This window comes from Streptosporangium sp. NPDC004631, from assembly GCF_053601935.1.
Genome location: NZ_JBSGCR010000016.1, coordinates 62,357 through 74,037 on the forward strand (window position 1 = coordinate 62,357; position 11,681 = coordinate 74,037).

12 protein-coding genes are annotated in these 11,681 nt (G+C 68.6%); 5 read left to right on the plus strand and 7 right to left on the minus strand.

Annotated elements, in window-relative coordinates; all coding sequences use genetic code 11:
• Positions 1–4 precede the first annotated feature (4 nt).
• From ACWEF2_RS18025 to ACWEF2_RS18045, 5 genes are all read left to right on the plus strand, one after another.
• On the plus strand, positions 5–187 hold the full coding sequence (locus ACWEF2_RS18025) for a hypothetical protein (RefSeq protein WP_453816516.1): 183 nt from the start codon (positions 5–7) through the stop codon (positions 185–187).
• Between the two features lie 4 nt (positions 188–191).
• Positions 192–563, plus strand: a complete 372-nt coding sequence (locus tag ACWEF2_RS18030; protein WP_453816518.1) for a helix-turn-helix domain-containing protein — start codon at positions 192–194, stop codon at positions 561–563.
• Between the two features lie 15 nt (positions 564–578).
• Positions 579–1,274: a hypothetical protein gene (locus ACWEF2_RS18035; RefSeq protein ID WP_453816520.1), complete on the plus strand. Its 696-nt coding sequence runs from the start codon at positions 579–581 to the stop codon at positions 1,272–1,274.
• 3 nt (positions 1,275–1,277) lie between these two features.
• The gene (locus ACWEF2_RS18040) at positions 1,278–2,045 is read left to right on the plus strand and encodes a hypothetical protein (protein ID WP_453816522.1); all 768 of its coding nucleotides are present in this window, start codon (positions 1,278–1,280) and stop codon (positions 2,043–2,045) included.
• A gap of 222 nt (positions 2,046–2,267) precedes the next feature.
• Positions 2,268–5,882, plus strand: coding sequence for an NlpC/P60 family protein (locus ACWEF2_RS18045; protein ID WP_453816524.1), 3,615 nt, complete (start codon positions 2,268–2,270; stop codon positions 5,880–5,882).
• A gap of 307 nt (positions 5,883–6,189) precedes the next feature.
• On the opposite strand, the gene ACWEF2_RS18050 is transcribed toward ACWEF2_RS18045, so the two are convergent.
• The 7 genes from ACWEF2_RS18050 to ACWEF2_RS18080 all read right to left on the minus strand — a co-directional run bounded on the left by ACWEF2_RS18050 (position 6,190) and on the right by ACWEF2_RS18080 (position 11,486).
• The gene (locus ACWEF2_RS18050; protein ID WP_453816526.1) at positions 6,190–6,393 is read right to left on the minus strand and encodes a hypothetical protein; all 204 of its coding nucleotides are present in this window, start codon (positions 6,391–6,393) and stop codon (positions 6,190–6,192) included.
• Between the two features lie 634 nt (positions 6,394–7,027).
• Positions 7,028–9,061 carry a hypothetical protein gene (locus ACWEF2_RS18055; RefSeq protein ID WP_453816528.1) on the minus strand — a complete coding sequence of 678 codons (2,034 nt, stop codon included), beginning with the start codon at positions 9,059–9,061 and terminating at the stop codon, positions 7,028–7,030.
• The gene (locus ACWEF2_RS18060) at positions 9,061–9,450 is read right to left on the minus strand and encodes a hypothetical protein (protein WP_453816529.1); all 390 of its coding nucleotides are present in this window, start codon (positions 9,448–9,450) and stop codon (positions 9,061–9,063) included. Before ACWEF2_RS18060 ends, ACWEF2_RS18055 begins: the two co-directional genes overlap by 1 nt.
• Positions 9,447–9,689: a hypothetical protein gene (locus ACWEF2_RS18065; RefSeq protein ID WP_453816530.1), complete on the minus strand. Its 243-nt coding sequence runs from the start codon at positions 9,687–9,689 to the stop codon at positions 9,447–9,449. Before ACWEF2_RS18065 ends, ACWEF2_RS18060 begins: the two co-directional genes overlap by 4 nt.
• Entirely contained in the window at positions 9,686–9,835 is a 150-nt protein-coding gene (locus ACWEF2_RS18070; RefSeq protein WP_453816532.1) for a hypothetical protein, read from the minus strand. Before ACWEF2_RS18070 ends, ACWEF2_RS18065 begins: the two co-directional genes overlap by 4 nt.
• 80 nt (positions 9,836–9,915) lie before the next feature.
• Positions 9,916–10,662 (minus strand): DUF2637 domain-containing protein, encoded by a 747-nt coding sequence (locus tag ACWEF2_RS18075; protein ID WP_453816534.1) that lies wholly within the window; start codon positions 10,660–10,662, stop codon positions 9,916–9,918.
• Complete coding sequence (locus ACWEF2_RS18080) at positions 10,659–11,486, minus strand: hypothetical protein (protein WP_453816536.1); 828 nt, start codon at positions 11,484–11,486, stop codon at positions 10,659–10,661. The genes ACWEF2_RS18075 and ACWEF2_RS18080 overlap by 4 nt, the downstream gene beginning before the upstream one ends.
• Positions 11,487–11,681: the final 195 nt, after the last annotated feature.

The window sequence follows — 11,681 nt, forward strand, 5'->3', positions numbered from 1 at the left end:
CACCATGACCGACCCCTACGGCCTGACTCCCGAGCAGCGGGAAGAGGCCATCGAGACCGTTCTCAACGAACAGGCGGAAGTGATCGTGGACGGCATGATGAGCGTCCTCGACCACACCGCACGGTTCAGCCCCCGCGTTGCCCACGCCCTCATCCGACGCCTCACCCGCCGGTACGGCACCGAGTAGCCCGATGACCGACCGCAGTCTCAGCGTCGCCGCCCTGGCCGAGATCCTCCGTCACCACGGAAATCTCACCAGGGCGCGACGCGCCAACCTCGCCCGGCCCGACGTCTACGCCGACCTCGTCACCGCCGGCGACCTCGTGACCGGATGGCTCATCGCCCACCAGGCCGGTAGAGACGATTCAACCGAAATCGCCATAACAGACGACCGAAACGGATCATCAGATCTGACGGTCGCAGAAGCCGCCGCCATCGCAAATGTCACACCGGCGAGCATCTACCGGGCCATAGCCGAAGGCCGCCTCAGGGCCACCAAGCGACGCCCCTACCTGATCGCTGTCGAGGACATCGCGGCCTACCACCCCCGTGGAGCCGCCTAAGACAAAGGAGCGTACGTGAGCGGCGAAGAGGTATTCGCGAACTGGATCAAGACGACGATGGGGTGGAGCGCCAACCCTGACGCCACCCCCGAGGGAACCGACGACCAGGCCGCCGCGATGGACGTCGTCCGCCGCGCCCAGGCCGACGCCGAACGGCAGATCCGCTCCCGCACCGCCCCCGGCGACCAAGCCCGCCTCGTCGGCATCGCCCGCACCTACCTCGCCGCCCGCGCCCGCGCGGAAGCCGAAAAGCAGGCCCGCCTCGACGACGCCGCCGCGGCCGCCTCCCTCCTGCGCACCCAGCTATTCGGCAGCGGCGGCCGCCGCCCCACCCCCGACGAGATCGCACTCCGCCGCCAGTCCGACGAAATCGCCTCCCGCATCGACGACCCCCGCGACGCGGCCAGGCTCCTGGCCAAGGCCACCCGGGATGGAGATGAGATCCTCGCCCGCTCCATATTCGAACGCGCCAGCGAGTACGCCTCCGGCGCGTTCGGCGGCGCCGTCTGGGGCGGCGTCCTCGACGCCTACACCTCCACCCGCCCCGACGCCGCCCAGGGCATCGCCCGACTCCGCGCCCTGCCCGACTACACCAGCCCCCGCGCCCGCCTCGCCTTCGAAGCCGAACACCACGTGAACACGCCCGCGGAGCTTGGCCGCCTCAGCACCCAGCAGATCGAGGCCCTCGCCGGCAGCGACCTCGCCGACTGACCGATGACGTACATCAACCTCCGGCAAGCCCTGGGCGCCGTCGACGCCGCCCAGACCGCCGGCCTCGACATCCCGCCGGAGATCGCCGAAGCCATCGCCGTCCGCGACACCATCACCGCCGCCGGCCACACCGACACCAGCCCGCCCGACATCCCATCCACCGCACGCGAGACCCACAAGGCCCTCACCGAGTACGGCAGGCGCCTGTCCGCCGCCTACGGCATCCAGCAGGGCGCCGGAGAGATGAGCAAGCGCGCTGACAGCGTCGTCGTGCGCGCCGTCGCCGCCGCCGTACCCGCCTGGCTCACCGAGCTCGCCGGCCTGTACGACGCCGCCGCCTATCGCCTCACCCAGGACCTACAGCACATCCCCGACACCACCGAGCAGCGCGACCTAGGACACGCGCCAGGCCCCGTATTCGCGGCATGGCTGCGCTGTGAGGCAGACGCCCGCACCCTCGACGACCTCATACACACACGCAACACGCTCTCAACAGCAGCAGGCGAGGAGCCCATTCGAGACAAGCGCCTCCTCGCTGCGATCACCTTCCCCACCCCAGGCGACGGCGCCACCTGGACATACCAGCACGGCCCCGTCCTCCTGGACTGGAAAGACGCAGCCAGGCGCCCCGTCGAGCGATGGCGCCACCTCATCCGCCACGACGCCTTTGACCTCACCCTGGCCGCCCTCGGCGAACCACACCAGCGCGCCGAAATTCGCGACGAATGGCAGCACCGCGCCCAGGCCCGACACGGACGGATCATGCGGTGAGCCCTTCACACAACGTAACCAACCAATGTCCGATTTGCCCGATACCCGGGGGCAAATCCCTCCCCCCACCCAACGCAGAGTCGGCAGGTGTAGAAGCCAACCCCGGCTACGGGTCTGGGGTCTGGGAGAACTACGGAGAGTGTTCGCCCTCGTCGGCCCTGTTTCCGCGTATCCACAGGCCAGGCGCTCTAGAGCGTGACGTCTCCTCCGGTGGTGGTAGCCGTGGGTGAGTTCACTGCTGGCGATGTCATCGTCCCTGTCGTCCCGTCGGCCAAGGGCTTCATTACCGACCTGAAGAAGCAGATCCTTCCGGCTGCGGTCCGGGTTGGGACTGAGGTCGGCGAGAGCATCATGCGCGGCATTCAGGCCCGTATCCGGCCGGTGACGGTTCAGGCGACGGCTGACACCTCTGCGGCCGGTACGGCGCTGGAGGCGGTGCGGCAGCAGGCGGCCCGGCTGGCGGGTGAGCAGGCGCGGGTCCGGGTGGATGCCGATACCTCGGCGGCTCAGGCCGCGTTGGCCGCGTCGCTGGCAGGGCTGGCCCGGGTGGATGGCCGTACGGCACGGGTGAAGGTGGATGCCGACATCGCCGCGGCGGTGGGCCAGCTGGCCGCCGTCGACGCCGGGGTGTCGAGGGTGGATGGTCGTACGGCTCACGCCCGGGTGGACGTCGATGTCGCGGGCGCCCTGGCCGGTATCGGCACGGTGACCGCGGCTTTGGCCGCGATGCCGGCGGTTGCCGCGGGTGCTTTGGGTGCCGGCGCTTTGGGCGGGACGCTACTCGCGGCCGGTGCCGGGTTCGGCGCTCTGGCGGCGGTGGCGGTGCCGAGCCTGAAGCGCATCTCGGAGGCGTCGAAGGAGCAGGAGAAGGCAACCAAGGCCGCGTCCGGTGCGACGACCTCAGCGGCGCAGGCGACCACTTCAGCGGCGCAGGCGGCAGCTGAGGCCGCCTCGCAGAGTGCCGCGCTGGAGCAGGCCGAGCGGCGTATCACGGACGCCAAGGTCGCGGCGAAGCAGGCCGAGGAGGGGCTGACCGAGGCGCGCCGGGCAGCGAAGCAGGCCGCCGAGGATCTCGCCCGGTCGGTGGCGAACGCGGCCCTGTCGGAGGAGTCGGCGGCTCTATCGGTGGAGGAGGCCCGGCAGCGGGCCGCTGAGGTGGCCGCCGATCCGAAGGCGACCGAGTTGGAGCGCAAGCGCGCCGATCTCGCGGTTCGGGAGGCCGAGCAGCGCCACAAGGAATCGGTGGCCCAGACCAGGAAGCTCAGCAAGGAGCAGAAGGCCGCCGACAAGGCGGGCATCAAGGGAAGCGCCCAGGTCGTCGCAGCCAAGGACAAGATCAAGAAGGCCAATCAGGCGGTCAAGGACTCCGAAGCCCAACTCAAACTGCTGCGGTTGCAGCAGACCGCGGCGAAGGAGAAGCCGAAAGCCGCCCCGGCGGTGGGGCCTGCCGGTGTGGAGGCCAAGAAGTTCGATGAGCTGTCGCCGGCCGCACAGACGGCCTCCAAGCAGATCGACGCGTTCAAGACCGCGTACGAAAAGTGGCAGAAGGCGTTGGAGCCTAAGGTTCTTCCGGCCGTCACGGGCGGCCTGAAGATTCTGAAGAGCCTGCTCAAGCCGCTCTCCCCGCTGATCACAGGCAGCGCCGATGCGCTGGTCAAACTGGAGAAGTCCGCGTCGAAGGCGCTCGGCGGGAAGTTCTGGAAGGACTTCTTCGGCGACGTGTCGGCCCAGGCGCCGACCGCGATCACCGGCCTCGTCAAATCGCTGGGCAGCGCGGCCACCGGCGTAGCCGGGGTGATCAAGGTTTTCCTGCCGTTCGTCCCGGTGATCGTCGGCGGTATCCAGAAGGCCGCGGCGGCGTTCGCCACCTGGGCAACCGGCCTGGGCAAGTCGCAGGCGTTCCAGGGATTCATCGCCTACGCGAAGGCGAACGCGCCGCTGGTCGCCGAGCTGTTTCGCAACGTCGGCACCGCGGTCGGGAAGATCGTGTCCGCGCTGGCACCGTTCGGCCCTCCCGCTCTGGCGGGGCTGTCGGGCCTGGCGGGGCTGATCGCGAAGCTACCGCCCGGGGTGATCGCCGGAATCGCCGCGGCGATCGGGGCAGTCGTACTCGGAGTAAAAGCCTGGGGTATCGCGCAGACGATTCTGAACGTCGCGATGTCGGACAACCCGATCGGGCTGATCGTCGCCGGAATCGCATTGCTGGCCGCCGGCCTCGTCTACGCCTACCAGAACAGTCAGGAGTTCCGGCAGGTCGTCGATACCGCGCTCAAGGCGGTCGGCGAGGCGGCCACCTGGTTGTGGCAGAACGCCATCAAGCCCGCGTTCGACGGGATCTCAGCGGCGGTCTCCTGGGCGTGGGGCACCGTCATCAAGCCCGCGTTCTCGGCGCTGAAGTCGTTCGTGTCCACCGTGCTCGGCCCGGCGATCTCCTGGCTGTGGAACACGGTCATCGTCCCGGCGTGGAAGGGCATCTCCGCGGCGGTCAAAACCGCGTGGGACAACGTCATCCAGCCCGCCTTGGAGGGGTTGCGGAGGTTCATCACCGAGACCCTCGCCCCCAAGATCTCCTGGCTGTGGGAGAACGTGATCAAGCCCGCCTGGAAGGGCATCGGTGAAGCGATCGACACGGCATGGACGAAGGTCATCAAGCCCGCGTTCGACTCGCTGAAAACGTTCATCACCGAGACGATCCCGAACGCGTTCGACAAGGGCGTCGGGATGATCAAAACGGCGTGGGACAAAATTCAGGACTACGCGAAAAAGCCGGTGAATTTCATCATCGGCACCGTCTACAACGGCGGAATCGTGAAGCTGTGGAACACCGTCAATGACGCCCTCGGCCTCGACCTGAAGCTCAAGGAGATTCCGCAGCTTGCCCAGGGCGGCATCTACCCCGGGTACACGCCCGGCAGAGACGTCGGACTGGCGGCCGTGTCCGGCGGCGAGGCCATCATGCGGCCGGAGTGGACGCGGGCAGTGGGCGCCGACTACGTGCATTCGGCGAACAAGGCCGCGCGTACCGGCGGCGTGTCCGGGGCGGCGAAGTTCATGGGAGGGTTCGCCTCCGGCGGCATCATCGGCGATCTGCTGGCCAAGGGCGTCAAGGTCGGCGCCGAGCAGTTCCTCAACCCGCTGCTGGACAAGGCATCGGCGGCGATGGGTGACAGTCAGTGGGCGAAACTCCTGGTTGGTGTGCCGAAGAAGATGGTCGCGGACGTGATCACGTTCCTGTCGGGCAAGGACGCCGAGACGGGCGGCCTGTCCGGAGGAAAAGCGGTCGCCTACGCCCGCGCCCAGGTCGGCAAGCCGTACCAGTGGGGCGCCACCGGGCCGGGCAGCTTCGACTGCTCGGGCCTGACCATGCGGGCGTTGCAGGCGGCCGGCTACGACCCGCCGCGGGTCAGTCAGGCTCAGATGCGGTGGGTTGAGCCGGTGAGCAAGCCTCAGGCGGGATACCTGGGCTTCCCGCACAGTGGGCATGTGTGGCTGTATAGCGGGCCTGACCGCATCATCGAGGCGCCGCAGACCGGGCTGAACGTTCGCGAGGTGGCCGCGCGGGCGGCTCAGGTGATCGGTAAGCCCCCGGCCTACGACAGCGGCGGCTACCTGATGCCGGGCACGTCGCTGGTACACAACGGCACCGGCCGCCCCGAGCCCGTCTTGACGGACCGGCAGTGGCAGGCCATCTCCCAGGGCGGAGGTGCGCGCGGCGGAGACGGGCCGCTGGTGAACATCGAGGGCGGGTTCCACACCACTCCGGAACAGTCCCCGTACGCCATCGCGGGAGAGCTGCGCTACCTACTGGGCCGAGGGGTCCGGGCAGCCGGGCGCTGAGAAAGACGATGGCCCCCACGCTCTTCTAAACCTCTGGCGTGGCCGGGGGATGCCCCTCGGGCGTGGGGAGTCGTCGGGGCACACGCTGTCGTGTACCCCCGGCGAGGGATCCGGGTTCGGGAGCTGCATCACGACCACCGAGACAATGGACGCCCCGGGCGTTGAGTACTGGCCAGGCGAGTAGCGGTGTTAACGCCGACATTCTTACTCAAGTCCGCTCCCGGGCGTTGAGAACTGGCCCGGCGAGTAACGACGCGACGACGCCCCCGCCTCGACGCTTCCGGACGGGGGCGTCAGCCGTACTAGGTCAGGCGCGGTTCTCCAGGACGCCGACAACCCTGACCATGAGCCTCTCAAGCTCGGTCACGCGCTCCGAGAGGGACGTGATCGCGCCCATGATCTGAACATCCGCGCGTTCGCCGGATTCCATGACGAGCGCGATGCGGTCTTCCAAGAGCCCCACCAGCATGGCCATGGCCTCACTGATCGGCCTTCCGTCCTCGACTGACACGATTCCTCTTCTCGACGTGGTGGCTTTGTCCTTCTTGGCCGGACCGCGTGCGACCCGGACCCCATGCCTTGCCATGCCATGCCGAGGTTTCCGAGGATACCGACCACGGCGAGTGATTCCACAATTGTGGAAGCCTGAGGGCGTGGCACCTCGCGAGGGGATTGGGGTGCCACGTACGAGGGGGTTACAGGTCAGAGGCGGTGCCACGGTCCGTGGCACCCTTCGTGGCACCCCCGTTGCACCTGGTGTGGCACCCCCGTTGCACCCCTCGTTGCACCCCGTGGCAGGGGTATGTTGCACCCCTCGTGGCACCCGTGGCAGCAAGATCAAAAGCTCTCGCGCGCGCTTCCCACGCGCAGCCGTACGCGCGCGGGGCAATGAACCCGTCTGAATCAGACGGGTTTTTCTCTCCCACGCAGCCGTACGCGCGCGGGGCAACGCTGGCACTACCAATTGGTGGTGCCATCCCGGCCAACCGCAGCCGTACGCGCGCGGGGCAACGCTGAGGAAATTTCCTCAGTTCCGCCCCTCCGCGAAGATCACGACACGTGTCCAACTTTGGACACCTCCGTGTCTGGAATTCCAGGCAACGCGAAAGCCCGCCCCCAGCGGGGGCGGGCTCACCGTAGAACCTCTAGCCGACCTCGGGCCGCTCCGGCATCAGGAACCGCTGAGCGTCCTCGTCGTAGCCGAGCACTCCGGCCTCGTCGACCAGGCGCCGTAGCTGCTTCTGTGCCCACTGCCGGGTCATGTCCGTTGCCTTCCACAACGGCCTCAGGTCACGGGTGGCGAAGTCGCGTGCGCCGCCGTCCCACAACCCTTGCAGGTGCTTCATGAGAGCCGCTCCGCGCTCCGCGGCGTCCATCTGCACGGGCGGCGGAGCGAACTCCCACGGTGGCTCGCCCTCGGGCAGGTCGGGAATCTCGTCGTCCGGCCCGGCCTGCACGGTCGGGTCGGGGTCGTCGAGCGTCTGGTACTCCTCGACCACCTCGGAGTGGTCCTCCTCCTCGTTCTCGTCGGCTGCGGCGAGCAGCTCGGGCCGCTCCAACGCCGCGGCGGGAGCGGCGAGCGCCTGGGCGCCACCGGGCAGGCGGGACAGGGCCGCGGTGCCCTCATCGACCGGCTTAGCCGCGGCCGGCCACTGAGCGGCGTGGGCGCGCATCGCCGCATTGGCCCGCTCGTCGTCGAACTCGCCCGCGGAGTCCAAGCCCCACGCGAAAGTCCGCATCGGCATCGCGATCCGATCCTCCGGGATGGACGGGGCGTCCAGGTAGGCCATGCCCGGCTGCTTGTTGCTCCACAACTCCGGGCGGGCGTTCGCGTCCTGCTGGGCGTCCGACAGGCCGAACCCGGCGTCCTGGGCCGACTCAACCCCGAAGCACGCCTTGGCGAGCTGGCCGCGCGCAAGGGTGGGCATCTGCGTGTAGTCGGAGCGTTGCAGGCTCATCACGATGGAGCCGCCCGCCGAGCGGATCGCCTTGAGCATCGACAGGAAGGTCTCTTGTTCCTTGTCGGTGAGGGCGTCGAAGACGTCGGGGAACTCCTCGATCCACACGATCCAGTACGTCAGCCCACAGCCGGGAACCCACTTTTGCAGGCCCTTGGCCGACAGGGCGTCGGTGCGGGTCTTGACCTGCCCTTGCAGGTCCCGCAGCAGCTCTTTCGCGCCCTGCTTGGTCGTCTCGAACCGGTGCAGGGATTCGGCCAGCGGGCCGAGCGTCTGTTCCCCCTTGGTGATGTCAATGGCGAACGTCGCGACGTCGTCCCGGGTGATGATCTCGCCCAGCTCGTTCCACGCGCCGCCGATAGACTTGCCGGACCCGGTCATGCCCATGACCTGCTGGTGGTGGCCGACGATGACGTATTCGACCTCGTCGAGGTCCTGCCACAGCCCGATCCGCAGCGGCTCGGCGATCGACGCGCCCGGCCTGGACGGTCCCGGCCAGGCGATGGGGCGCTTCATCACCCGAGGGTCGGAGATGACGACCCTGGCTTTGCTGGCGTCGTCGGGGTCACCGCTCGCGATGATCGAGCCGGGCGGCAGGCCGATGCCGGATTCGACGTAGGGGATCTTCTTTTGCAGGTCGTCGGCGGTCTGCCGTCCGGCTTCCAGCTGTACGGCGCCCTCGACCTTGTGCCCGGTCGCGGTCGTGGTGCGCGCCTCGATGGCCGGCATGCCCGCCCTCGCCGCGCCCTGCCCGAACAGCAGCGTCAGCGGGTCGCCGACCACCGCCTGGACGTCGATGCCCTTCAGCCTGATGACGGTGCGGATGTTCCAGGTCGCGCACAGGGTGAATCCGCCGATCAGCGCGATCCGGCCGGTGACGACGTTGACGGGTCCGTTGATCGTGGCACCGGTCACCCACAGGCCGATCAGCAGCGTCGTGGCGGTGGTGTGGGTCTTGCCCCACGGGCCGCGGGCGTGCGACTGGCCGTAGGTGACGGCGGACAACACCAGCACCGCCACCGACATCAGGAACGCCGTCCAGGCGACGACGTCGGGGTCATCGCTGTCGAGGATGACGTGGAACGCGGTGCCCACCCCGAACAGCAGCACGCCGAGAATCCAGGGACTCCCCAGGGTGACGAGCTTGGACACGCCCTTGGCGACGACCTTGTCCACCGACGAGTCTTCGACGGGAGCGAGCTCCCTGCTACGCGCGGCCATCAGTTGTCGTTCCAATCGAACTGGGCGCGCCGCTTCTCCGGCTTGGCCTGGGGCAGCACCTCGACAAATTCCTTGCGGAACTGGGCGTGGAACTTCACCAACTCCACGGCGGCGCCCTTCTGCAACTCGGCAGCCCGCTTGAGCCGCCGCACCACGCGCCGGGCGCGCAGCCGCACGTCCGGCGCGCCGAACACGCTCAGCACCGGGTGCCCCTTGAACGAGCGGACCAGGACGGCGTAGAGCTCCTCGGCGCCCATGTCGAACTCGCCGCTCAGGTCACGGGCGATGGCGCGGCCCACCTTCGCGTATTCGGTGATGGCGCGCGGCCCGGCCCAGGGAATCGCGGACAGCTCGGGGATACGGCTACGCGCCGGACGGTCGGTGCTCACGGGGTGTCCTTTCGGGAGTCGCGGATCGCCTGGGCGATGAGGCGGCAGATGTAGGCGAGGCGGCGGGTGCCGGCGGCGGCGGTGATCAGCGCGTCCAGCGCACCGGCCGTCACGGTCAGGACGTGACCAAGGGCGGCCAGGGCCAGCAGCAGCCAGGCCAGGGCGGTGAGGGTCAGGTCCCAGGCCCGCTCACGCAACGGTCGCGGCGGGGCGTCGGTGACGACGTAGACGACCCTCACCGCGCCACCTGCACGCACATCGAGTAGGTGTCCTCGGCGGTCTTGGTCAGGGAGACGAGGGTCAGGCGGCGGCCGTGCGCCATTTCCCTCATCAGGTCGCCGGTGAGCTCGGCGGGCGTGCCCGTCAGGTAGAGATGGTGGATCATGGGGTGTCTCCAATCCGCTGGGTTGGGGTGAGCCCGCCCCCGGACCTGCTTTCGACGGTTGATCCGGGGGCGGACCTGATCTAGGACAGGGCGAGTCGGGCGAGCTGGTCGAGGTACAGGCGGATCCTCGTGGCGCGGGCCTGGCCGACCTTCATCTCTCGCTTGATGAGGCTGAGCGTCGGCACCACGCCTGTGGCGACCTCATCGGCGAACCTGGCCGCAGCGACCGGGAACAGCTCGTCGGGTGCGGGTGTGAGAACCGGCGTAGGCGCAGGTGACGGCACGGGTACGGCGAGTACGTCGGGCGGCTCAACTGATGCATTTGCATCAGTCGGCGTACCCGGGTCGGCGGAGTCTGCCGACGTCTCCTCTTCCAGTTCGGGCAGATCTGCCCGAACCGTCGAGTCTGTGACCTGCACGGGTACAGCTACCGCCTCGACCGGCGCCGCGGCGGGTACGGCTCCGCGCCGGATCAGCCCCATCAGCAGCTCGAACGCGATGGTCAACGTCACCGCGGGAAGCCCCGAGGTGATCGCCCCGATCGGCCCGAACTTCAGGCCGTGCAAAACGTTCGCCCCCAGGGTCAGGGCGATGCCGACAGCGAGAGCCACCCACGACAGCCAATGCCGGGCAAGGCCACGCCGGGCGGAGTCGAGCAGCACCAGCGACGCAGCGACCAGCAGGCCGTCGATGCACAACGGCACCAGGTAGGCGGTGAACCCCGACTCTCCGTGCTCGGTGACCACCTCCAGAATGTGCTTATAGCTGACGACGGCGGCAACGGCGGCCAGCATGACGACGACGAGGGTCGTGGCGGCGCGGATCACACCTCACCGCCGGTCAGGTCGGCGGCGGCCACCACGTAGCAGAGACCGCACCGCAGGTCACCGCACGGCGGCCCCTCGGCGTTGTCGGGGTTCTCGATGTAGCGCGACTCGGCCAGGCCCCGCACGAACCGGAGGGTCCGCTCGGTCTCTTGTGGGGTGAGGACGCCGACGCCCCGCTCCACCCGGCGGTACGCCTCGGCGACGCCGTACTTCTCGGCCGCCTCGACGCCGACGAGGATGCCGGCGTTCATCGCGGCCAGGCTCATCGGGTCACCGGGAACTTTGACGCCGCGGCGCCGCCACACGATGAGTTTCACCGTGTGGGTGATCTCGTCGAGCTCCTCGGCCGTCAGCAGCTCCTTAGCGCTCCATGCCCGCCGATCCGGGTCGAGCCCGAACTCGTCGAACAGGTCGCGCAGGATGGTGATGGTCGAGATGTTCCCGGCCAGGAAGGCGATCTTGATCTCTTTGTCGGTGATCGAATGGAGGGAGCAGGTGAGGCACTGGAACAGCGGCCCGTTCTCACCGTGGCCGACGCGGACCATGCCGGGCTCGGAGGCGTGGCAGCGGATGCACGCCTCACCGTCGAACTGGGCGCGGGTCAGGCGGGTGACGTCGATGTCGTCGGCGGCGAGGGGGTCGGCGGCGAGCACCTGGGCGACGCCGGCCCGGGTGACCGGCTGCTTGAGGCAGTTCCGGCAGCTGATCGGCTCGTCGGTGGCGGTGTAGGCGCCGGCGTTGGTACGGGTCTGGCAGATGACGTAACCGGCGAGAGCGGCGTGAACGATGCCGGACCGGGTGTTGCGCAGGTTGGTACTGTGCATACAGATCACTTCCTGTTGAGGCAGGTGGGGATCGAGGGCCTGTTCGGTGTCTCACCACCGGGCAGGCCCGCTTTCTTGTCTGGCTACTAGGTCACTAGTGAACTATTGGTGACCGGAAGTACACGGATATGAAAGACAAGGTTCGCGTATGACCGGCCACTTCCACGGAACGCGGCCGACCGGGCACGCTCGTGG

Coding starts and splice junctions, on each gene's coding strand:
- ACWEF2_RS18030 (WP_453816518.1), top strand. CDS start 192: ATGACCGACCGCAGTCTCAGCGTCGCCGCCCTGGCCGAGATCCTCCGT.
- ACWEF2_RS18080 (WP_453816536.1), bottom strand. CDS start 11,486: ATGCACAGTACCAACCTGCGCAACACCCGGTCCGGCATCGTTCACGCC.
- ACWEF2_RS18025 (WP_453816516.1), top strand. CDS start 5: ATGACCGACCCCTACGGCCTGACTCCCGAGCAGCGGGAAGAGGCCATC.
- ACWEF2_RS18070 (WP_453816532.1), bottom strand. CDS start 9,835: ATGATCCACCATCTCTACCTGACGGGCACGCCCGCCGAGCTCACCGGC.
- ACWEF2_RS18055 (WP_453816528.1), bottom strand. CDS start 9,061: ATGGCCGCGCGTAGCAGGGAGCTCGCTCCCGTCGAAGACTCGTCGGTG.
- ACWEF2_RS18040 (WP_453816522.1), top strand. CDS start 1,278: ATGACGTACATCAACCTCCGGCAAGCCCTGGGCGCCGTCGACGCCGCC.